General features: G+C 77.5%; 19 protein-coding genes. 13 read left to right on the plus strand and 6 right to left on the minus strand.

Features of this window, described 5'->3' with window-relative positions:
- Positions 1–11 precede the first annotated feature (11 nt).
- The 4 genes from BJ968_RS16915 to BJ968_RS16930 all read right to left on the minus strand — a co-directional run bounded on the left by BJ968_RS16915 (position 12) and on the right by BJ968_RS16930 (position 3,668).
- Entirely contained in the window at positions 12–1,835 is a 1,824-nt protein-coding gene (locus BJ968_RS16915) for a thiamine pyrophosphate-requiring protein (protein WP_179753814.1), read from the minus strand.
- A gap of 43 nt (positions 1,836–1,878) precedes the next feature.
- Complete coding sequence (locus tag BJ968_RS16920; RefSeq protein ID WP_179753816.1) at positions 1,879–2,196, minus strand: YtxH domain-containing protein; 318 nt, start codon at positions 2,194–2,196, stop codon at positions 1,879–1,881.
- A gap of 73 nt (positions 2,197–2,269) precedes the next feature.
- A complete protein-coding gene (locus BJ968_RS16925; protein WP_218885127.1) occupies positions 2,270–3,406 on the minus strand; it encodes an aminotransferase class V-fold PLP-dependent enzyme in 1,137 nt (378 codons plus the stop codon).
- Positions 3,407–3,449: 43 nt separating this feature from the next.
- A complete protein-coding gene (locus BJ968_RS16930) occupies positions 3,450–3,668 on the minus strand; it encodes a hypothetical protein (RefSeq protein ID WP_179753818.1) in 219 nt (72 codons plus the stop codon).
- Between the two features lie 107 nt (positions 3,669–3,775).
- Here BJ968_RS16930 and BJ968_RS16935 point away from each other — a divergent pair, with 107 nt between their 5' ends.
- The 5 genes from BJ968_RS16935 (at position 3,776) to BJ968_RS16955 (ending at position 7,462) form a co-directional block, all read left to right on the plus strand.
- Complete coding sequence (locus BJ968_RS16935) at positions 3,776–4,504, plus strand: iron dependent repressor, metal binding and dimerization domain protein (protein WP_179753820.1); 729 nt, start codon at positions 3,776–3,778, stop codon at positions 4,502–4,504.
- Positions 4,501–5,427: a PfkB family carbohydrate kinase gene (locus tag BJ968_RS16940; RefSeq protein ID WP_218885128.1), complete on the plus strand. Its 927-nt coding sequence runs from the start codon at positions 4,501–4,503 to the stop codon at positions 5,425–5,427. The genes BJ968_RS16935 and BJ968_RS16940 overlap by 4 nt, the downstream gene beginning before the upstream one ends.
- 15 nt (positions 5,428–5,442) lie before the next feature.
- On the plus strand, positions 5,443–6,444 hold the full coding sequence (locus BJ968_RS16945) for a Gfo/Idh/MocA family oxidoreductase (protein ID WP_179753821.1): 1,002 nt from the start codon (positions 5,443–5,445) through the stop codon (positions 6,442–6,444).
- Positions 6,445–6,453: 9 nt separating this feature from the next.
- Entirely contained in the window at positions 6,454–6,888 is a 435-nt protein-coding gene (locus BJ968_RS16950) for a nitroreductase family deazaflavin-dependent oxidoreductase (protein WP_179753823.1), read from the plus strand.
- 154 nt (positions 6,889–7,042) lie between these two features.
- The gene (locus tag BJ968_RS16955) at positions 7,043–7,462 is read left to right on the plus strand and encodes a hypothetical protein (RefSeq protein ID WP_179753825.1); all 420 of its coding nucleotides are present in this window, start codon (positions 7,043–7,045) and stop codon (positions 7,460–7,462) included.
- A gap of 120 nt (positions 7,463–7,582) precedes the next feature.
- On the opposite strand, the gene BJ968_RS16960 is transcribed toward BJ968_RS16955, so the two are convergent.
- On the minus strand, positions 7,583–8,017 hold the full coding sequence (locus tag BJ968_RS16960) for a MarR family transcriptional regulator (RefSeq protein ID WP_179753827.1): 435 nt from the start codon (positions 8,015–8,017) through the stop codon (positions 7,583–7,585).
- A gap of 72 nt (positions 8,018–8,089) precedes the next feature.
- Between BJ968_RS16960 and BJ968_RS16965 the strand changes: the two genes are divergently transcribed.
- The 5 genes from BJ968_RS16965 to BJ968_RS16985 all read left to right on the plus strand — a co-directional run bounded on the left by BJ968_RS16965 (position 8,090) and on the right by BJ968_RS16985 (position 12,286).
- Positions 8,090–9,013, plus strand: coding sequence for an NAD(P)H-binding protein (locus BJ968_RS16965; RefSeq protein WP_179753829.1), 924 nt, complete (start codon positions 8,090–8,092; stop codon positions 9,011–9,013).
- A 62-nt stretch (positions 9,014–9,075) separates the two neighbouring features.
- Positions 9,076–9,765 (plus strand): histidine phosphatase family protein, encoded by a 690-nt coding sequence (locus BJ968_RS16970; protein ID WP_179753831.1) that lies wholly within the window; start codon positions 9,076–9,078, stop codon positions 9,763–9,765.
- Positions 9,765–10,379 carry a nucleoside/nucleotide kinase family protein gene (locus BJ968_RS16975; protein ID WP_179753833.1) on the plus strand — a complete coding sequence of 205 codons (615 nt, stop codon included), beginning with the start codon at positions 9,765–9,767 and terminating at the stop codon, positions 10,377–10,379. The genes BJ968_RS16970 and BJ968_RS16975 overlap by 1 nt, the downstream gene beginning before the upstream one ends.
- A gap of 100 nt (positions 10,380–10,479) precedes the next feature.
- The gene (locus BJ968_RS16980) at positions 10,480–10,863 is read left to right on the plus strand and encodes a hypothetical protein (protein WP_179753835.1); all 384 of its coding nucleotides are present in this window, start codon (positions 10,480–10,482) and stop codon (positions 10,861–10,863) included.
- A gap of 28 nt (positions 10,864–10,891) precedes the next feature.
- Positions 10,892–12,286 carry a threonine/serine exporter family protein gene (locus tag BJ968_RS16985; protein WP_179753837.1) on the plus strand — a complete coding sequence of 465 codons (1,395 nt, stop codon included), beginning with the start codon at positions 10,892–10,894 and terminating at the stop codon, positions 12,284–12,286.
- Here BJ968_RS16985 and BJ968_RS16990 read toward each other — a convergent pair.
- On the minus strand, positions 12,270–13,238 hold the full coding sequence (locus BJ968_RS16990; protein ID WP_343078082.1) for an MsnO8 family LLM class oxidoreductase: 969 nt from the start codon (positions 13,236–13,238) through the stop codon (positions 12,270–12,272). The two genes, BJ968_RS16985 and BJ968_RS16990, sit on opposite strands and share 17 nt — an antisense overlap.
- Positions 13,239–13,293: 55 nt before the next feature.
- On the opposite strand from BJ968_RS16990, the gene recC reads away from it, so the two are divergent.
- From recC to recD, 3 genes are read left to right on the plus strand one after another with little or no spacing between them, the layout of a single operon-like run.
- Positions 13,294–16,704: an exodeoxyribonuclease V subunit gamma gene (gene recC / locus BJ968_RS16995; protein ID WP_179753839.1), complete on the plus strand. Its 3,411-nt coding sequence runs from the start codon at positions 13,294–13,296 to the stop codon at positions 16,702–16,704.
- A complete protein-coding gene (locus BJ968_RS17000; protein ID WP_343078083.1) occupies positions 16,701–20,063 on the plus strand; it encodes a UvrD-helicase domain-containing protein in 3,363 nt (1,120 codons plus the stop codon). The genes recC and BJ968_RS17000 overlap by 4 nt, the downstream gene beginning before the upstream one ends.
- Positions 20,060–21,892, plus strand: a complete 1,833-nt coding sequence (recD, locus tag BJ968_RS17005; RefSeq protein ID WP_218885129.1) for an exodeoxyribonuclease V subunit alpha — start codon at positions 20,060–20,062, stop codon at positions 21,890–21,892. Before BJ968_RS17000 ends, recD begins: the two co-directional genes overlap by 4 nt.
- Positions 21,893–21,896: the final 4 nt, after the last annotated feature.

The following is a 21,896-nucleotide window of genomic DNA, read 5'->3' on the forward strand; positions in this document are numbered from 1 at the left end:
CGGTGCCGGTCTCAGCGGTCCCGGACGTGCCGCCGCACGGCCCGGGCGGCGGCGCCCACGGTCTCGCGCACCCCCTCCACGACGATGCCCCGCGCCGCCGGGTCGCCCTTGAGCTGCGACTTCACCGTCGAGACGACCTGGTCGAGGCTGACGTGCGGCGGGATCATCGGCACGTCGGGGTCGACGACCGCGTCGAGGACGAAGGGGCGGGTCGCCGCCATCGCCTCGGTGAGGACCTCGTCGAGGTCCTCCGGGCCCTCCACGCGGCGGCCCGCCAGCCCCAGCAGCCCGGCCCACCCGGCGTACGGCACGTCGGGCACGTCCATGGCCGGGCCGAACGGCACCTCCGCCTGCATGGCCCGCGCCTCCCACGCCACGAAGGAGAGCTGGCGGTTGTTCAGGACGAGGACGACGAACCGGGGGTCCGCCCACGTCCGCCACCGCTGGGCGACCGTCACCAGCTCGGACAGGCCGTTCATCTGCATGGCCCCGTCCCCCAGCAGCGCCAGGACCGGCCGGTCGGGGTGGGCCTCCTTGGCCGCGAGCGCGTACGGCAGGCCGCCGCCCATCGACAGCAGCGTGCCGGACAGCGACGCCGTCATGGTCGGGCGCAGGTCCAGGTCGCGGGCGAACCAGCTCGTGGCGGTGCCGCAGTCGACGGCGATCTGGTGGTCGTCCTCCAGGCGCGCCGACAGCCCCCGCACCACGAGCTCGGGGTTCAGCGGCTCCGCCTCCGCGCGGGCCCGCTCGGCGCTCCACTCCTCCCACGCCGTGTTCCAGCGCGCGATGTCGGCGCGCCACGACGGGTCGGGGTCGGCGCCGGCGAGCAGCGGCAGCAGGGCCGCCAGGGTGAGCCCCGCGTCCCCGACGAGGTTCACCTCGGTGGGGTAGCGCAACCCGCACCGGGTGCCGTCGACGTCGATCTGCACGGCCCGGGCCTGGCCGGGGGCGGGGTAGTACTCGGTGTACGGCATGGTCGTGCCGACCAGGAGCAGCGTGTCGCACTGCCGCATGAGGTCGTAGCTGGGCCGGGTGCCCAGCAGGCCGATGGCCCCGGTGACCCACTCGACCCGGTCGTCCAGGACGGCCTTGCCCAGCAGCGCCTTGGCGACCCCGGCGCCGAGGGCGTCGGCGACGGCCGTCAGCTCCGCGGTGGCGCCCAGGGCGCCGGCCCCGGCGAGGATCGCGACCTTGCGGCCCGAGCGCAGGACCTCGGCGGCCTGCTCCAGGGCCTCCTGGCGCGGGGTGCCCGGCAGCGACCCCGGGACGGCGGAGGTGTGGGTGAAGCCGTGGCCGTCGGGGACCTCGGGGACCGCGTCGGCGTCCTGCACGTCGCTGGGCAGCACGATCGCGGTGACGGTGCGCCGTTCCCGGGCGATCCGCGCGGCGCGGTCCACGGCGTGCTGCACCTGCGAGGGGGAGGTCACCTGGAAGACGAACTCCCCGGCCACGTCGCCGTACAGCCGGACGAGGTCGAGCTCCTGGTAGTAACCGGTGCCCAGCGCGTTCGTCGCGGTCTGCCCCAGCAGCGCGACCACCGGGACGTGGTCCAGCTTGGCATCGTAGAGGCCGTTGAGGACGTGCACGGCCCCGGGGCCGGAGGTCACCGCGACGACCCCCAGCGGTGAGCCGCCGAACTTCACGTCGGCGGTGGCGGCGAAACCCGCCGTCTCCTCGTGCCGCACCTGGACGAACTCGGCGTCCCCGGCCTCCACGGCCCGGCCGACGGCGGAGATGACACCGCCGATGCCGTCGCCGGGGTACCCGTAGAAGCGCCGGGCGCCCCAGCGGCCCAGACGCGAGACGACGTGGTCACCGACGGTCGGGGAGCTCATGCCCCCAGCGTCGGTGCCACGTCGCCGGTCCGCACCCGGGACGTCAGTCCGTGGGCATGCGGGTGTGGTGCTGGTCGCCCAGCGGCTGGTCGCCCGGCGACTGGTCGCCGCCCAGCTTGCTCTTGACGGTGCCCGCGACCGAACCGGCCGCGGCGCCGACCTTCTCCTGGGCGACCGAGCCGGCCTGCTTGGCGAGGTCCCCGGCGCGGTCCTCGAGGTCGACGACGCGCTGCTGCACCTTGGGGTTGCCCCACAGCCTGCCGACCGCCGAGGAGATCTGGTCGTACCGTTCCCGGCCCGCCCGCGCGCCGAGCACGTAGCCCGCGGCACCCGCGATGAGGAAGATGGCCTTGCCCTTCACGTCGAACCTCCCGTGAGTTCTCCTGGTTGATCGTCCTGCGTCAACTGTGGCAGCGAGCGCCGCCGTCCGCGCGTCAGGAGCGGCGCAGCAGGGCCGCGGCCATGGCGTCGACGTCCTCGGCGGTGGTGTCGAGGTGGCCGCTGACGCGCAGCGCGGGCCCGTCCATCTCCAGGGGGGCGCGCTCGGGGCCCAGGTGGGTCGTGACGACGCCGTCGTCGGCGATGAGCGCTGCCCGCAGCGCCGCGACGTCCACGGGGCGCAGCGGGCGCAGCGTGACGGTCGCGCTGGGTTCGTCGAGGTCCTCCACGACCTCCCACGTCCCCTCCAGGGCGGCGGCCAGCCGGTGGCGGGTGGCCGTCCCGACCTGCGCCAGGCCGGCGTGGACGGCCGTGGGGCCGAGCTCGACGTGCTGGGTCAGGGCCGCGGCGAACCCCAGCCGGCCGGCGACGTTCGCCTCGGTCTGCTCCAGCGGGCCGGTCCGGTCCGCCAGGTCCCCGCGGACGGCGACGAACCCGACGCCGCGCGGCCCGGCCAGCCACTTGCGGGACGTGCCGTAGACGACGTCGGCCGCGGCGGCCCCCGTGGTGCCCACGTGCCCGAAGGCCTGCGCGGCGTCGACGACGACGGGCAGACCCGCTGCGCGGCAAGCCGTCACGACGTCGGCGAGGGGCTGGACGGTGCCGCGGTGCGAGCCGACCCAGGTCAGGTGCACCAGGTCCGGCCGCTGCCGGGCGAAGGAGGCCGTGAACGCCTCGGGGTCCCACCGGTGCGGGGTGTCCACGACGCTCGTGCCGACGCCCAGCTGGGCCAGCACCGCCAGGTTCGGGCCGTACTCCCCGCGCGGGTGCGCGACGGTGACCGGCAGGTCCCCGGGCCAGCGCAGCAGGACCTGCCGCAGCGCGTCCTCGGCGCTGTGCACGAAGGCGACGACGCCCTCGTCGGGGGCCCAGCCCAGCAGGGTCCGCACGGTGGCGCGGGCGGTGTCGAGGACGGGGGAGGCCTCCAGCGCCGCCACGTACCCGCCGCGCTCGGCCTCGCGCCGCAGGTGCGCGCCGACGGCGTCCAGCACGGCCCAGCTGCTGCGGCCGGCCGCCGCGGAGTCCAGGTGCAGCAGGGTGCGCGGGGGGCGGGTGCGCCGCCACGCGGCGGACAGGGCGGTCAGCCCGGTCGGCTCGGTGGTGGGGTCGGTGGGCGTTCCAGGGGTCGGCACGGGGCCGATCCTGGCACCGGCGCGCGGGTCGGGGCGGGAGGGCTCAGCCCGTGGTGGCGGGGGCCGGGGCGCTCGCCGCGGCGCGCACGGCCCGGCGGTGGCGCCACGCGACGGCCCCGGCCCAGGCCAGCGCCAGGACGACCGCGAGCGCGCTCTGCCCCCAGCGGGACTCCACGGCGCTGCCGACGGCCACGACGAGCAGGGCCAGGCTCAGCAGCAGGTCGGCCGCGTCCAGCCAGGCGCGGCGTCCGGTGGTGTGCACGGCGAACCCCCTTCGTCGGGCCGGATCGTCCCGGTCGGACCACTGTAACCACGGTTTCGGTGCTCCGAAAAGTGGGAGTGCGGGATGGGGGTGGCAAGCTGGGCGCCGTGCCCCGCACCTCGACGCCCTCCTCGACGACGGCCGGGGTCACCCCGGCCGCGGAGGACTGCCTGAAGACCGTCTACGCCGCCGGCGAGTGGTCCGACGCCAAGATCACCCTCTCGATGCTCGCGCAGAGCATGGGGGTCTCGGCCTCGACCGCCTCCGAGGCCGTCCGCAAGCTCACCGACGCCGGGCTGCTGCGCCACGAGCGCTACGGCGGCGTGGAGCTGACCGACGAGGGACGGTCCCGCGCGCTGGCCGTCGTGCGCCGCCACCGCCTCCTGGAGACCTTCCTCGTCGCCGACCTCGGGTACTCCTGGGACGAGGTCCACGAGGAGGCCGAGGTCCTCGAGCACGTCGTGTCCGACCGGATGCTCGACCGCCTCGACGCCCGGCTCGGGCACCCCGAGCGCGACCCCCACGGGGACCCCATCCCGCGCGCCGACGGCACCGTCCCCCAGCCCGGCGCCCACAACCTGTCCGACGTGCCCGAGGGCGGAGTGGGGGTCGTGGCCCGCATCTCCGACGCCGACCCCGACGTGCTGCGGTACTTCGCCGAGCTCGGCATCGGCCTGGACCTGCGACTGGAGGTGCTGCAGCGCAGGGAGTTCGCCGGGACCACCGTGGTGCGGCTGGGCGCGGGGCGCGAGGTCGACCTCGGGGACCCGGCCGTGGCGGCCATCTGGGTGCTGCCCGGGCGCGGGGACGTCCCGGAGCAGGGGGGTGCGGCGTGAGCCTCACCCACGACAGCCACGGCCGCCCGCAGGCCGAGAAGACCCACGACGTGACGGTCGTCGGCAGCGTCAACGCCGACCTGGCCATCCGCCTCGAGGACCTGCCGCCGGCCGGGCAGACCGTCCGCGGCTCCGACGCCGAGCGGGGCCTGGGCGGCAAGGGCGCCAACCAGGCCGTGGCCGCCGCCCGCCTGGGCCGCAGCGTCACCATGGTCGGGGCCGTCGGCGACGACGACGAGGGGCGGGGGCTGCGCCGGCGCCTGGCCGAGGAGGGCGTCGACGTCGAGCACGTCAGCGCCCTGGACACCCCCACGGGCGTGGCCGTCGTGCTCGTCCACCGCGGGGAGTCGACCATCGTCATCAGCCCCGGCGCCAACGACCGGGTCGACGGCGCGCGCGTGCAGGACGCCGCGGCGGCCGTCAGCTCCGCGCGCGTGGTGCTGCTGCAGTGCGAGGTCCCGGACGAGGCGCTGCTCGCCGCCGCCCGGCTGTGCACGGGCCTGCTCGTGCTCAACCCCGCCCCGGCGCGGCCGCTGCCGCCGGAGCTGCTGACGCGGGCGGACCTGCTGGTCCCCAACGCCGGTGAGCTGGCCGTCCTGGCCGGCGGGGACGTCGCCGCGGACGTGGAGGGGCTGGTCGCCCAGGCCCGCGCCGTCCGCCCGAACGGCACGACGATCGTCACGCGCGGCGAGCGGGGGTCGCTGGTGGTGACCCCCGGCGGGCACGCCGAGGTCGGGGCCGTCCCCGCCCAGCTCGTCGACGCGACCGCCGCGGGGGACAGCTTCGTCGCGGCGCTCGCCGACGGGCTGCTCGACGGCCTGGGGCTGGTGGAGGCCGCGCAGTGGGCCGCGCGGGTCGCCGCGGTCACGGTGAGCCGTCCCGGTGCGTCGCAGTCGCTGCCGCGCAAGGCTGAGGTGCTCTGACACGAGGAGGCGGACGTGAGCGTCGGGTGGGGTTTCGTCGGCACGGGGGGCATCGCGGCGACCGTCGCGCAGGCCCTGGAGCTCGTCCCGGGCGGGAGGCTGGTCGCGGTCGCCTCCCGCCAGGCCGAGCGCGCCGCCCGCTTCGCCGCCGACCACGGTCCGGGCGTGCACCCCTACGGCGACGTCGGCGCGATGCTGGCCGACCCCGCGGTGGACGCGGTCTACGTCGCGACGACGCACCCGCAGCACCACGCCCCGGCGAAGGCCGCGCTGCTGGCCGGCAAGGCGGTCCTGGTCGAGAAGCCGATGACGGTGAGCCTGGCCGCGACCCGGGACCTGCTGGAGACGGCGGCGCAGCGCTCGGTCTTCTGCATGGAGGCGTACTGGACGCGGTTCCTGCCCGGGACGCTGGCGCTGCTGGAGCTGCTCGACCGCGGCGACGTGGGGCAGCCGCACGGGCTGCACGCCGACTTCGGCTTCCCGGCGCCGCCGTCCCTGGCGCGCTTCCACGACCCCGCGATCGGCGGGGGCTCCCTGTTCGACCTGGGCCCCTACCCGGTGGGGCTGGCCCTGACGCTGTTCGGGACCCCGCGCACGGTGCGGGCCACGGGGTCGCTGGCCGACTCCGGCGTCGACCGGCAGGTGGGGCTGGCCCTGGACTGGCCCGGCGGCCAGGTGGCGGCGCTGTCGACGACGATGGTCGCCCGGACGCCGTCGCGGGCGTGGATCGAGGCCGGCGAGGGCTGGGTGGAGGTGGCCTCCCCGCTGCCGGCGGCGCCGGGCTTCACCGTCCACGCGCAGGGCCCCGACGGCACCGAGCACGTCCGGGTGCACGACCACGCCGTGGCGCACGGGCACCGGTTCATGCTCGAGCACGTCCACGAGTGCCTGGCGGCGGGCCGGACGAGCAGCCCGCTGGTCACGCCGCGGTTCTCCCTGGACCTGGCGGCGGTGTTCGAGGCGGCCGTCGAGCAGCTCGGGATCACCCGCGCGCTGGAAGATCGCGGGGCACGTTAGCGTCGGGCCATGCCGTTGACCGGAGAGTACGAGCCCAGCCCCGAGGCGTGGGTCCGCGAGCAGGTGGAGCAGTACGAGTCGTCGGGCGGGACGGAGGGCACCACGCTGCGCGGGATGCCCGTCGTCGTCCTGACGACCAAGGGGGCGAAGTCGGGGAAGCTGCGCAAGCAGGCGCTCATGCGCGTCGAGCACGACGGGTCCTACGCGGCCGTCGCCTCCATGGGCGGGTCCCCGAAGAACCCCGTCTGGTACTACAACCTCAAGGCCCACCCGCACGTGGAGCTGCAGGACGGGCCGCAGAAGAAGGACTACACCGCCCGCGAGGTGACGGGTGAGGAGAAGGCGGCGTGGTGGGAGCGGGCCGTGGCGGCCTACCCGGACTACGCCGACTACCAGACCAAGACCGACCGCGAGATCCCGGTCTTCGTGCTGGACCCCCTCTGACCTGCAGCTCCACCAGTCAGACGTCGGTCACCCGGACGGTCGTTACGCCGTCCGGGTGACTTCAGCTCAGATCATGGACGAGCCTGCCTAACACTGGGAGTCACACAGAGAACACTCTGGGCAACTATCCTCAAGGCAAGAGCAGGAGATGACGATGCGACTCGGAACGGTGACCTCGGCCCCCGCGGTGCGCACGACCTCCCGCGTCGACGGCCTCAGCGGCAGCGAGTCGATCACCCCCGTCCGGGAGATCACCCCCGACTGGGTCGACGAGGACCCGCTGGACGAACTGACCCGGGCCGACCGCGACCTGCTCGGCCACCTCTACGGCACCGGCGAGGACGGCTCCGTCGACGTCAGCGCCGCCCCCGTGGCCTCCCTGGCGCGCGAGATCAACCGCGAGCGCGCCGCCGGCATGGTCTCCGGCCAGCGCGACCTGACCGCCGAGGACCTGCGCCGCATGATCGGCCGGATGACCTTCACGGCCAAGGAGCCGGTGCCCGTCGAGGTGCAGCTGCGGATCATGACCATGCTCAACGGCGCCCAGCAGGGACGGCTCGACGTCGTCCTCTGAGCCCGGCCCGGTGTCCTGACCCGGGTCCCCGGTCGCGCGGAGGGGTTCGGATCGTTGTGACAGCGCTGCCGATCATCGGCAGCGTTGTCACAACGATCCGAACCCGCGACCCCGCGACGCTCAGCGCTCGCCGTCGACCATCCTGAGCAGGACGTCGTTCAGGGCGCTCACCTCGGCCGCGCTCATGCCGAGCCGCTCGGGCCGGTTGGCCTCGCGCACCGCCGGCCACACCGCGGCGAGCAGGTCGCGGCCCGCGGCGGTCAGGGCCAGCGGGTTGCGCCGGCCCTTGGACCGCTCGGCGTCCCGGGTGACCAGCCCGCGCGCCACCATGCCGTCCAGGACCCCGCTGATCGACTGCGGGCGCACCAGCACGGCCCGGGCCAGCTGGGCCTGGGTGAACTCGGTGCCGGTGGCCAGGTGAGACAGCACCCCGAACTGCACGGGGGACAGCCCGTGGGCGGCGAACAGCGCCGTGAGCTCCCGCTCGGCGCGGTGCGCGGCGCGGATGAGCGACCACGTCACGAGGGCGTCGATGTCGGCGTCGGTCAGGTCCACGGTCGGGTTGCCACCTCCTGGGGGAGCGGGCAGTCTCTCACCAACAGGTTCCTGCTACTCAGGGAGGTCGCCGTGCCCGCACCCACCCGTCCCGAACCCACCACCCCCTCGCGGGTGCTGGTCACCGGAGCCACCGGCGACGTCGGCACCCACCTCGTCACCGAGCTCACCACCCGCGGCACCCCCTTCCGGGTGCTGTGCCGCCGCCCCGACCAGGTCCGCGCCTTCACCGACCGCGGCGTCGAGGCCGTCCTGGGCAGCTTCGAGGACGGCGCCAGCCTGCGGGAGGCGATGCGCGGGTGCGACCAGGTGTTCCTCAACACCCCACCGGGGCTGGAGCAGTTCCGCCAGAACCGCGACGCGGTCGACGCCGCCGTCGCCGCCGGGGTCCGTCACGTCGTGAAGGTCTCCGCCTCCGACGCCAACCCCCGCTCGGCCATCCCCTGGGCGCGCGACCACGCCCTGGCCGACGAGCACCTGCGGCGCAGCGGCCTGGCGTGGACGCGCCTGCTGCCGGGCGCCTTCACCAAGAACCTGCTCGTGGAGGCGTCGGCGATCCGCCGCGGCTGGCTGCCCCAGACCAGCGGGCACGGCGCGACCGCGTGGATCGACGTGGCCGACGTCGCCGCCGTCGGCGCCCGCGTCCTCACCGACCCCGCCGTGCAGGGCGGGACCGGCGAGGACGGCCGGACCTACCGGCTCACCGGCGACCGCCCGCTGTCCTACCCGGAGGTCGCCGGCGTCCTCACGACGGTGCTCGGGCGCCGCGTGCGCTACGTCCACGTGCCCGCGCCCGCCTTCTACGGCGTCCTGCGCCTCAGCGGGACCCCGGCGTGGCAGGCGAAGGGCCTCGTCCACCAGTTCGTGGACGTGGTGCGCCGCGGCCAGGACGACGGGCGGCTGTGCAGCAGCGACGTCCCCGACCTGCTGGGCCGCCCGGCCGTGACCGTCGCCGAGTTCGCCGCCGCGCACCGCGCCGAGCTCAGCGCCGCCTGAACGGCGCCGCACCGCGCGGGGCCGGGTGGAGGGGGCGCCCGCGGCCTGGTTGGGTGGCGTCCGTGCGCCTCTTCCTCGTCCGCCACGGCCAGACGCAGTCCAACGTCGACCACCTCCTCGACACCGCCGTCCCCGGCGCCGACCTGAGCCCCCTGGGCCGCGAGCAGGCCGGCGCCCTCGTGGGCGCGCTGGGGGAGCGCGGCATCGGCGCGGTCACCGCCTCGACGCTGGTGCGCACCCAGCAGACCGCCGCGCCGCTGGCCGCCCACCTCGGCCTCGACGTCGCCGTCGCCGACGGGCTGCGCGAGATCGAGGCCGGGGACCTGGAGATGCGCGGGGACGAGGAGTCCGTCCGGCGCTACCTGGAGGTCGTGGCCGCCTGGCTGCACGGGGACCTGACCGTCGCCGAACCCGGCGCCGAGGACGGCCACGCCTTCTTCGCCCGCTACGACGCCGCCGTCGCCGACGCCCTCGCCGCAGCCCGCGCCGCCGGCGTCGACACCCTGGCCCTGGTCAGCCACGGCGCGGCGATCCGCACCTGGTCCGGGGTGCGCGCCCGGAACCTGACGGCCGCGTTCGTCATCGCCACCGGCCTGGAGAACACCGGCGTCGTCGAGCTCCAGGGCGGACCCGGGGAGGGGTGGACCTGCGTGCGCTGGACCGGCGCCGTCCTCGGCCCCGAGCAGGCCGAGGTCGCCGGGGCGGGCCCCGCCGCCGAACCCGCCCCCGTCGAACCGGGCCCGGTCTTCTGATGGCCTACCCCGAGCTGCTGGAGCGCGCCCGCGCGCTCGCCTCCGGCCCCCGGCGCGTCCTCGGGCTCGTCGGGGCGCCCGGGGCGGGCAAGTCGACGCTCGCGGCGCGGCTGGCCGCCGACCTCGGCCCGCAGCTCGCCGTCGTCGTCCCCCTGGACGGCTTCCACTACGCCGACGTCGTCCTGGGCGCCCTGGGTCGGCGCGAGCGCAAGGGCGCCCCGGACACCTTCGACGTCGGCGGCTACGTCGCGCTGCTGCGGCGGCTGCGCTCGGGGGAGGAGGACGTCGTCCACGCCCCCGAGTTCCGCCGCGACCTCGAGGAACCCGTCGGCTCGGCCCTGCCCGTCCCCCGCGAGGTGCCCCTGGTCATCACCGAGGGCAACTACCTCCTCCTGCGCGAGGGCCCCTGGGCCGCGCTGGAGGGGCTCCTCGACGAGACCTGGTACCTGCGGCCCGCCGAGGACGTGCGGCGCGAGCGGCTCGTCGCCCGGCACGAGGCGTACGGCAAGGACCCCGCCGCGGCCCGGGCCTGGGCGCTCGGCAGCGACGAGGCCAACGCCGCCGTCGTCGCCGCCGCCGCCCACCGCGCCGACCGGGTCGTCGACCCCGGCTGAACGCGGTCCCCGCAAGACCCGCGCGAACCGGGCGCAACCGCCCGGGCCGCCGGCGCGTCCACCTCCTGACGCACCCGCACGAGATGGAGGTCGGACCGACATGCACCGCCGCACCACGCTCACCCTCACGGCCGTGGCCGCTCCCGCCCTCGCCCTGGCCCTGTCCGCCTCCACCGCGAGCGCGGACCCGGCCCCCCAGCAGGCCCCTCAGCAGGTCCTCGCGCAGGACGTCGCGCGGGCCGTGACGACCAGCCCCGCCACGGCCGGGGTGCCCGCCTCGGCCTACGCCGTGACCGGCGTGCGCGCCGCGGGCGAGTGGGCCGCGGCCGACCTGGCCCCCACCGACCCCGCCGCGCTCGACCCGGCCACCGCCGTCCTGCGCCTGACCGGCGGCACCTGGACCGTCGTGGACCTCGGCACCGCGCAGGTCGGCTGCGGCCTCGTCGGCGACGACGTCCTGCGCGGGCTCGCCCTGAGCTGCTGACCGGCACCCGTCGGGTAGCTTCCGGGGCGTGTTCGCGCTCCGAGGTACCGGTCGCTGGCGTCTCCGGCTCGCGGAGGTCATCGCCGGCGACGCCCCCGCCACCGAGCCGCCCGTCGAGGCGGCCCTGGCGCGGGCGGCGGTCCTGGAGGCCCTGGACGCCATGGCCCGGATGGCCGAGGCGCTGCTGTCCGCGGGCGCCTCGGCCTCCGACGTCACCGCCCTGACCCTGCGGGCCGCGGCCGGGGCGGGCCTGACGGGCACCCAGATCGACATCAACTACACCGCCGTCATCGTCTACACCACCGGCGCCGACGGCGAGCCCCTGACGGCCGTGCGCGTCGTCAAGGTGCGCGCCAGCGACTACTCGCGGCTGTCGGCGCTGTACGACCTGGCCCACGCCGCCGCCGACGGCCTGGGCCCGGCCGAGGTCGACGCCCGCCTGCGGCGCCTGCTGTCCCGGCGCCGCCCCTACCGCCCGTGGATCGCCGCCGGCGGCTCGGTGGGGCTGGCGGCCTCCGTCGCCGTCACCCTCGGCGGGACGTGGGCCGTCGCGGTCGCCGCGGCGGTCGTGACGTGCGCGCTGCAGCTCCTGCTGAGCGCCCTGAACCGCCGGGGCCTGCCCGCCTTCTTCCAGCAGGTCGCCGGCGCGGGCCTGGCCACCGGCTTCGCGCTGGCCCTGCTGCTGGCCCAGCCGCACCTGCCCGCCTGGGTGGGGGACCTGCCGCCCTCCCTCGTCGTCGGCTCCGGCATCGTCGTCCTGCTCGCCGGCCTGTCCCTCGTGGGCTCCGCCGAGGACGCGATCTCCGGCTTCTACGTCACCGCCGGGGCCCGCGCTTTCGAGACCGTCCTGCTGACCACCGGCCTCGTCCTGGGCATCGCCGGGGTCCTGGACCTGGGCCAGCGCGCAGGCATCACCCTGAGCCTCAGCTTCTCCGCGGGCCAGCCCTACCCCCTGGTCGTGCAGGTCCTCGCCGGGGCCGTCGCCGCCTTCACCTGGGCCGTCTACGGGTACGCCGACGGGCGCGCCGTGCTCCTCGCGGCGCTCGCCGGGGCCACCGCCACGCTCACGTCGGCGCTGTGCGTGCTCGTGGGCATGGGGCCCGTGGCCGCCGCGGGCGTCGCGGCCCTGCTCGTCGGCTTCCTCGCCGAGGGCACCGCCTGGCGCTGGGGCGTGCCGGGCCTGGTCGTCTCCGTCTGCGGCATCGTCCCGCTGCTGCCGGGCCTGGCGATCTACCGGGCGATCTTCTCCATCGTCGGCGGCGGCACCTCGGCGGGGCTGGCCCAGCTCGTCACCGCCTCCGGCACCGCGCTGGCCCTGGCGGCCGGCGTCACGCTGGGGGAGTTCTGCTCCACCCCGCTGCGCCGGGAGTTCGACCGCATCGAGCGCCGGGTCCGGCGCCGCTCGCTCAGCCGCCAGTTCTGAGCCCGGCCACCAGCCGCGCCACCCGGGCGTCGTTGCCGGCCTCGACCTCCTCGGCGTACGGGGTGGCGCTCACCAGCAGCTCCGCCGCCCCCGTGCGCCGCACCAGGTCGGTGAGGCGGGCGGTGACCGTCGCCTCGTCGCCGTGCACCGTCGCGGCCAGCGCGCGGTCGACGTCGGCGCGCTCGCGGTCGGTGAGGACGGCCGCGGCGGCCTCGGCGGGCGTCGGCAGCGGGCCGAAGACCCCGCGGCTGCGGGCCCGGGCCAGGGCCACCGCCTGCGGCAGCAGCTCACGGCGGGCCGCGTCCCGGTCGTCGGCGACCAGCACGTCCAGGGCCAGCGCGACGTGCGCGCGCGGCGTCCGCTCCCGGTAGCGCCGCAGCGGCCCCGGGTCGCGCAGCAGCGGGCCGCCCACGACGACCGGCAGCCCGAAGCGCTCCGCCGTCACCAGCCCCTCGCCCGTGGCCAGCAGCCACACCGGCGGCGCGGGCACCTGCGGCCGGACGGTCACCGCGCCCCGGCCGTGCAGCTGGTCCAGCAGCTCGGCGAGCCGGTCCTCGAAACCGGCCGCGCTCGTCGCGCCCAGGACCGCGCGCACCGGGGCCGTGAACCCCAGCGACCGGCCGACCCCCACGTCGAGGCGGCCCGGGTGCAGCGCGGCCAGCGTCGCGACCTGCTCGGCCACCACGAACGGCGTGTGGTTGGGCAGCATCACCCCGGCCGTGCCGACGCGGACCCGCGACGTCGCGGCCGCCACGGCCGCCGTCGTCACCGTCGGCGCCGACCCCACCGCCCCCGGCACCCCGTGGTGCTCGGCGACCCAGAACCGGTGGAACCCCAGCTCCTCGGCCCGGGCGGCGCGGCGCACGGTGGCCCGCAGGGCCTCGGCGTCCGACTGCCCGCTGCGGGTGCGCGAGCGGTCGAGCAGCGACAGCAGCACCGGGCCAGCGGACACCGGGCCAGCAGACCACGGCCGCGGGCGTGTCGGCGCGGTCGGGTAGACAGTCCCCGTGCTCCACGTCCACCGCTCCGCCTCCGCCGCGGCCCTCGTCGACGGCCTGGCCGGGGTCCTGGGCGAACCCGCCCGCGGCGCCGACCCGTTCACCCCCGACGTCCTGGCGGTGGGCGCGCGCGGCACCGAGCGCTGGATCGCCCAGCGCCTGTCCCACCACCTCGGCGCCGGGCCCGGCGGGGACGACGGCGTCTGCGCCCGCGTCGAGTTCCCCTCCCCGGCCCAGCTGCTGGACACCGTCGTGACCGACGTCCTGGGACGCACCCGCCCGCAGGCCGCCGCGGCCGTGCAGCGGTGGGCGCCCGACGCCCTGACCTGGGACGTGCTGGAGGTCCTGGAGGCCATCGCCCCCGCCGACGGCGCCGACCCGGACCGACGACCGGAGTTCGCCGTCCTGCGCCACCACCTGCGCACCCCGGCGGGCGAGGACGTCCCCCGGGTGCGGCGCACGGCCGCCGCCTCCCGCCTCGCGCACCTGTTCACCCGCTACGGCGCCGCCCGCCCCGACCTGCTGACCGCGTGGGCCGCGGGCGGTTCCGACGTCCCCGAGGACCTGCGCTGGCAGCCGGAGGTGTTCCGCGCCGTCCGCGACCACGTCGGCCTGCCCGCCCCCGCCGAGCTGCTCGACGACGTCTGCGCGGCCCTGCGCGCCGACCCCTCCCTGACGGGCGTGGGGTCGCGGCTGACGGTCTTCGCCGTCACGCGCCTGGCGCAGGCCCGGCTGCGGGTGCTGGCTGCGCTCGCCGCGCACCGCGAGGTCCACCTCTTCCTCCAGCACCCCAGCCCCGCGCTGTGGTCGCGGACCGCGCCGCCCGCCGGCCCGCGCCGGGCCGACCACGAGCGCGCCGCCCAGGAGGTCGTGCGGCACCCGCTGCTGCTGTCGCTGTCGCGCGACGTGCGCGAGCTGCAGGCCCGTCTGCTGCAGGCCGCCCCCGGGTTCGTCGACGTCGCCCACCCCGCGCCGGAACCGCCGCCGACCCTCCTGGGCCGGCTCCAGCGGGCCCTGGCCGACGACGAGGTCCCCGCCCCGGCGCCGGACCCGGGGGACACCTCCGTGCAGGTGCACGCCTGCCACGGCCGCGCCCGGCAGGTCGAGGTGCTGCGCGAGGTCGTCCTGGGCCTGCTGGACGACGACCCGAGCCTGCAGCCGCGCGACGTCCTCGTGGTGTGCCCCGACGTCGAGGCGTTCGCCCCGCTCGTCCAGGCCGTCTTCTCCACCGACTCCCACCCCGGCGGGACGCTGCGCGTCTCCGTCGCCGACCGCTCCGCGCTCCAGACGAACCCGCTGCTCGGGCTCGCGGCCCGGCTGCTGGACCTGGCCCGGAGCCGGCTGACCGCCACCGAGGTCCTCGACCTGGCCGGGGCCGCCGCCGTCCGGCAGCGCTTCGCCCTCACCGACGAGGACCTCGAGCAGCTCCGCGAGTGGACCGTCGACGCCGGGGTGCACTGGGGCCTGTCCGCCGAGCACCGCCGCACCTGGGCGCTGGGGGCCGTCGGCCAGGGCTCCTGGCGGGCCGGGCTCGACCGGCTGCTCGTCGGCGTCGCCGTCGGCGGCGGGCACGCCGAGGACCTCGTGGGCCCCCCGGGCGCCGAGGTCGTGCCGCTGGCCGACGTGGAGTCCTCCCGCGTCGACCTCGCCGGCCGCTTCGCCGAGCTCCTGGACCGGCTGGAGGCGGCCGTGACCCGCCTGTCCGGGCGGCGCAGCGTCTCGGCGTGGTGCGAGGCGCTGCTGGAGGGCGTGCTCGACCTCGCCGACGTCACCCCCGACACCGCCTGGCAGGTCACCCAGCTGCGCCGCGAGCTGGGTGACGTCGCCACCGACGCCGCCCGCGCGGGCACGGCCGCCGTCGGCCTCGCCGACGTCGCCGCCCTGGTGTCCGAGCGGTTCGCCGGCCGTCCCCAGCGGGCCAGCTTCCGCACCGGCGCGCTGACGGTGAGCACCCTGACGCCCATGCGCTCGGTCCCGCACCGCGTGGTGTGCCTGCTGGGCATGGACGACGGCGCGTTCCCGCGGGTCACCAACCCCGACGCCGACGACGTGCTCTCCCGCGACCCGCACCTGGGCGACCGGGACCCGCGCAGCGAGGACCGGCAGGTGCTGCTCGACGCCGTCGAGTGCGCGCGCGACGCCCTCGTCGTCACCTACTCCGGCCGCGACGTCCGCACGGGCGCCGAGCTGCCCCCGGCCGTGCCGGTCGGGGAGCTGCTGGACAGCCTGGAGGCCGCGCACCCGGGGGTGCGGGCCCGCATCGAGGTGCGGCACCCGCTGCAGCCCACCGACCCGCGCAACTTCACCCCCGGGGCGCTGGGCCGCGCCGGGGCGTTCAGCTACGACCGCAGCGCCTTCGCCGGGGCCGCCACCGGCGCCGCCGAGCCCGCCGCGCCGCCGCCGTTCCTGCCCGCGGGGCTGCCCCCGGCCCCCGTGGCCGACCTCGACCTCGACCAGCTCGTGCAGTTCTTCCAGCACCCCGCCCGGGGCTTCCTGCGCCAGCGGCTCGACGTCGCCACCACCACGCGCGAGGAGGAACCCGCCGACGCCCTGCCGGTGGAGCTGGACGCCCTGGCCACCTGGGCCGTCGGCGACCGCGCCCTGAGCGCCCGGCTGCGGGGGGCCGGCCCGGCCGACGTCGTCCGCCTCGAGACCGCGCGCGGCACCCTGCCGCCGGGGCCCCTGGGCCTCGCCGTGCTGCGCGAGGTCGGGCCCACCGTCGACCGCATCGCCGCCGTCGCCGCCGAGTTCGACCGCGGCGCCGACGGGTCGCCGGCCCGCAGCGTCGACCTCGAGCTCGACCTCGACGTGCCCGGCCACGGCCAGGTCCGGCTCACCGGGAACGTGCGCGGCGTGCGGCCCGTGCGCCCGGGGGGCCTGGCCACCGGCGACGTCGCCGTGACGACCACCTACTCGCGGGTCAAGGCCAAGCAGACCGTGCGGGCGTGGGTCGAGCTGCTCGCCCTGTCCGCCGCGCACCCCGGCACCGAGTTCCGCACCGCCGTCGTCGGGCGCGGGTCGCGGGGCAGCGTGGCGCTGCTCCAGCTCGGCCCCGTGCCCGCCCCCGTGGCCCGCGGCCTGCTCACCGACCTGCTCGCCCTGCGCGCCCACGGCCTGCGGGCCCCGCTGCCGCTGCCGGTGGAGACCGCGATGGCCTACGCCGTCGCCGCCTGGAACCAGCGGCCCGCCCCCGCCTGCCGCCGCGCCGCCGAGCAGTCGTGGGTGTCGGGGTACTCCTTCCCCAAGGAGGACGCCGACGAGGAGAACGTCACCGCCTGGGGCGCGGGCGCGGGCGTCGACGTGCTCCTGGACTGGTCCCCACCACCGGGCTGGCCCGCCACCGCCCCGCAGACCTTCCCCGACGCGGTGCGGCGCTTCTGGGAACCGCTGCTGCGCGCCCAGCGGCTGGAGGAGCGGTGAGCGCGCACGACTTCGACGTCACCGGGCCGCTGCCGGTGGGCACCACCGTCCTGGAGGCCAGCGCCGGCACCGGCAAGACGTGGACCATCGCGGGCCTCGTCGCGCGGTACGTCGCCGAGGGCGTCGCGACCGTCGACCAGCTCCTCGTCGTGACCTTCGGCCGGGCCGCCACCGCCGAGCTGCGCGACCGCGTCCGCGAGCGGCTCGTGCGCACCCGCGACGCCCTCGCCGACCCCGTCGCGGCGCTGGGCTCGCCCGACCCCGTCGTGCGCCACCTCGCCGCCGGCGACGTCGGGCCGCGCCGCGCCCGGCTCACCGCGGCCCTGGCGGGTTTCGACGCCGCCACCGTCGCGACCATCCACGAGTTCTGCCAGCAGGTCCTGACCAGCCTGGGGACGGCCGCCGACGTCGACCCCACGGCCACCCTCGTCGAGGACGTCGACGACCTCGTCGAGGAGGTCTGCGACGACCTGTACGTCCGGTTCGCCGTGCGGCCCGGCGCGGGCGCGCCGCCGTTCCCGCGGGGCGTGGCGCTGCGGATCGCCCGCGAGGCCGTGGCCCGCCCCGACGCCCGGCTCGAACCGCGCGGCACCGCCCCCGACACCCCCGAGGACCTGCGGGTGCGGTTCGCCGAGGGCGTGCGCCGCGAGGTCGCCGCCCGCAAGCGCTCCCGCCGGGTCGTGGGCTTCGACGACCTGCTCACCCGGCTGCGGGACGCCCTGGCCGACGACGTCGCCGGCCCCACGGCCTGCGGCCGCCTGCGCCGCAGGTACTCCGTCGTGCTCGTCGACGAGTTCCAGGACACCGACGCGGTGCAGTGGCAGATCCTGCGGACCGCCTTCCACGGGCACCGCCCGCTCGTCCTCATCGGCGACCCCAAGCAGGCGATCTACGCCTTCCGCGGCGCCGACGTCAACGCCTACCTCGACGCCGTGCGCGTCGCCACGACCACCGCGACGCTGGGCACGAACCACCGCAGCGACCCCGCGGTCCTGGCGGGGACGGCGGCGCTGCTGCGCGGCGCGGCGCTGGGGGACCCGCAGATCGTCGTGCACCCCGTCGAGGGCAGCCACCCGCGGGCCGCCCTCGTCGACGCCGCCGGCGCGCAGGACCCCGCGCCCGTGCGGCTGCGGGTGCTGCGCCGCGACGGCCTGCCCGTCACCGCCCGCACAGCGGTGCCCGCCGTCACCGACGTGCGGGCCGCCGTGGCCCGCGACACCGCCGCCCAGGTCGTCGCCGTCCTCGCCGAGGGGCTGACCGTGCGGCCCCACCGCGGCGGCCCCGAGCGGCCCCTGGCCGCCGGTGACGTCGCCGTGCTCGTGCGCACCGGCGCGCAGGCCGTCGCCGTGCAGGAGGAGCTGCGCCGCCGCGGCGTGCCGTGCGTCCTGTCCCGCGGGCCCAGCGTCTTCGCGACGCCGGCGGCGCGGGAGTGGCTGTGGCTGCTGGAGGCCGTCGAGCAGCCGCACCGCGCGCCGCGCGTGCGGCGCACGGCGCTGTCCAGCTTCGTGGGCCGCACCGCCGCCGAGCTGGACGCCGCCGGGGACCGCGCCACCGACGAGCTGTCGGTCCAGCTGCGCGAGTGGGGGACCGTCCTGGCCGAGCGCGGCGTCTCGGGCGTGTTCGCCACCGTCGCCGAGACCCACCGGCTGGCCCACCGCCTGCTGGGCGTCGACGGCGGCGAGCGGCGCCTGACCGACCTGCGGCACATCGCCGAGGTCCTGCACGCCGAGTCGGCGCGCAACCCCGGCGGCGGGGTCTCCAGCCTGCTGTCGTGGCTGCGGGGGCGCGTCGAGGACGCCGCCGGCGACGTGGACCGGGAACGGTCGCGGCGCCTGGACACCGACCGGGCCGCCGTGCAGGTCGCGACGGTCCACACCAGCAAGGGCCTGGAGTTCGAGGTCGTCTGCGTGCCCTTCTGCTGGGACTCCAGCGGCGGCGGGTCCCAGGACCGGCTGCCCGTCGCGCACGCCCCCGACGGCCCGCGCGCCCTGCACGTCGGGGGGCCCGCGGCGCCCGGCTACGACGCGGCCTGCCGGGCCGCCGACACCGAGGACCTCGGCGAGGACCTGCGGCTGCTCTACGTGGCGCTGACCCGCGCGGTGTCCCGGCTCCTGGTGTGGTGGGCGCCCAGCACACCCACGCAGCGCGGTGCGCTGCACCGCCTCCTGCTGGCCGAGGACCCCCGGCGGATCCCCGAGCGGATCGCGCTGCCCACCGACGACGAGCTCGCGGCCCGGCTCGCCGGCCTCTTCCCCGCGGGCTCGCCCGTGGTGGTCGAGGACGTGCCCCTGGACGCGCCGGTCGTCCGCCGCGCGGCGCAGCCCGCCGCGGTGACCGCGCTGGAGGTGGCGCGGTTCGGGGCCGTCGTGGACACCGGCTGGCGCCGCACGTCGTACTCCGGCCTGACCCGCGGCGTCCACGAGGCCCACGGCGCCGGCCCGGCCGTGCTGTCCGAGCCGGAGGCCGGGGTGACCACCGACGAGCCGGACCTGGATCCGGCCGAGCCCGGCGCCGACGCCGACCCGCTGGGCTGGCGCGAGGTCGTCTCCCCGCTGACCGGCCTGCCCGCCGGCACCGGCTTCGGCACCCTCGTGCACGCCGTGCTGGAGGGTTTCGACCCCGCGGTCGCGGACCGTCCCGCGCACCTGGCCGCCCTGGCCCGCGAGCAGTTCGCCCCGCAGCTGGCCGAGCCGCTGGCCGCCGCGCTGGACCCCGTGCTGCGCACCGGGCTCGGGCCGCTGGCCGCGGACCGGGCGCTGGCGGACTTCCCCGTCGCCGACCGGCTGGCCGAGCTGGACTTCGAGCTGCCGCTGGCCGGCGGGGACGGCGCCCCCGCGGACCCGGCGGCCGGTTCGACGCTGGGCGCCGTCGCGGGGCTGCTGCGCCGCCACCTGCCGGTGACGGACCCGGTGCACCGCTACGCCGACGCGCTGGAGGACCCCGTGCTGGCGGCCGAGGGGCTGCGCGGGTACCTCACCGGCTCCATCGACGCCGTCCTGCGCGACGGTGAGCGGTTCCTCGTCGTGGACTACAAGACGAACCGGCTCGCCGGGCCGGGGGAGACCCTCACGGCGTGGCACTACCGGCGCGAGGCCCTCGACGAGGCCGTCCTGGCGGCCCACTACCCGCTGCAGGCGCTGCTGTACTGCGTCGCGCTGCACCGGTTCCTGCGCTGGCGCCTGCCCGGCTACGACCCGGCCCGGCACCTGGGCGGCACGCTGTACCTGTTCCTGCGCGGGATGTGCGGCCCCGGCGCCGCCCCCGGCCCCGACGGCGTCCCGCCGGGGGTGTGGTCCTGGCGACCGCCCGCCGGGCTCGTCGTCGACCTGTCCGAACTGCTCGCCGGGAGGCTGCCGTGACCGCACCGACCGACCTGGACGTCGACCGCTCGCCCGCGGTGGCCCGCGCCGCGACGGGTCTGCTGCGGGTCGTCAACGACGCCGGCCTGCTGAACGCCGCCGACGTGCACGTGGCCCGCCGGCTCGGGGCGGTGGCGGGGGAGCAGGACGAGACGGTCCTGCTGGCGGTGGCACTGGCCGTGCGCGCGGTCCGGCACGGGTCGGTGGTGTTCCGGCTGTCCCAGGTCGACCAGCTCGTGCCCGAGGACGTCGACGACTCCGGGGAGGTGACCGCCGTCGCCGTGCCCTGGCCCGCGCCGGAGGCGTGGCGGGAGGCGCTGCGGCGCAGCCCGCTGACGGTCGAGCACGGTCCCGGCCCGGTCGAGGAGGCCCTGTCCGCCCCCGTGCACCTGGTGGGGGACGGGTTGTGGCTGGACCGGTACTGGCGCCAGGAGCTGGCCGTGGCGCGGGACCTGCGCGAGCGCAGCGGGTCGGTGGCCGCCTTCGACCCCGTCGCGGTCGCCGCCGTCCTGGACCGGCTGTGGCCGGGCGACCCCGCCGACGACCAGCGGGCGGCGGCCGCGGTGTGCCTGACCCATGGGGTGTCGGTGCTGGCCGGGGGGCCGGGGACGGGCAAGACGACGACGGTCGCGCGGCTGCTGGCCGCGGTGCACGCCCTGTCCGGCGGGGTCCCGCGCGTCGCGCTGGCCGCCCCCACCGGCAAGGCCGCCGCCCGGCTGACCGAGGCCGTGGTCTCGGCGGCCGGCGGCGACGTCTTCACCGACGCCGAGCGCGGGTTCCTCGCCGGGGCGGGCGCCTCGACGCTGCACCGGCTGCTGGGGATCCGGCCGGGGTCGGTGCGGGCCCGGTTCGACGCCGAGCACCGGCTCCCGCACGACGTCGTCATCGTCGACGAGGCCTCGATGGTGGGGCTGGGGGTCATGGCGCGGCTGCTGGCGGCCCTGCGGCCGGGGGCCCGGCTGATCCTGGTGGGGGACCCGCAGCAGCTGGCGTCGGTGGAGGTCGGGGCGGTGCTGGCCGACCTCGTCGCCCCCGCCGACTCCGCCCCGCACGGCGTCTCCCGGCTCCAGCGCACCCACCGGTTCGCCTCCGGGGGGCGCATCGCCGCCCTGGCCCAGGCCGTGCGCGAGGAACGCGCCGACGACGTCGTGGACCTGCTGCGCGCCGGGGGCCCGGACGTGGAGTTCCTGGAGGTCCCCGACGCCGAGCTCGTCGAGGGGCCGGTCCTGGACGTCGTGCGCGCCGACGTCGTGGAACGCTCCCGCGCGGTCGTCGAGGCCGCGCGCGCCGGGGACGCCGACACGGCGCTGGCCGCCCTGGACACCCACCGCCTGCTGTGCGCGCACCGGCGCGGCACCCGCGGGGTCTCGCACTGGTCGCACCTGGCGCAGCGCTGGGCCGTGGAGGAGCTGGGGGTGGTGCCGCGCAGCGACGGCCGGTACGTCGGGCTGCCCGTCATCGTCACCGCCAACGACGCCGGCCTGGGGGTGTTCAACGGGGACACGGGCGTGGTGCTGGAGGAGGACGGCGTCCTGGTGGCCGCCATCGGGCGGGGCACCGGCCCCCTGCGGGTGCCGCTGGCGCGGCTGGCGGCGTTCGAGCCGGTGCACGCCATGACCGTCCACCGCAGCCAGGGGTCGCAGTTCGAGACGGTGACGGTGCTCGCCGCGCCGCAGACGTCCCCGCTGGCGACGCGGGAGATGTTCTACACGGCCCTGACGCGGGCCCGCAGCCGCGTCCGGGTCGTCGGCTCGGCCCAGGCGGTGGCCGCGGCCGTCGCCCGCCCGGTGGCGCGGGCGACGGGCCTGGCCGACCGCCTCCGCGCCTGACTCC

The organism is Kineococcus aurantiacus, from assembly GCF_013409345.1.
In the GTDB taxonomy this organism is placed as follows: domain Bacteria; phylum Actinomycetota; class Actinomycetes; order Actinomycetales; family Kineococcaceae; genus Kineococcus; species Kineococcus aurantiacus.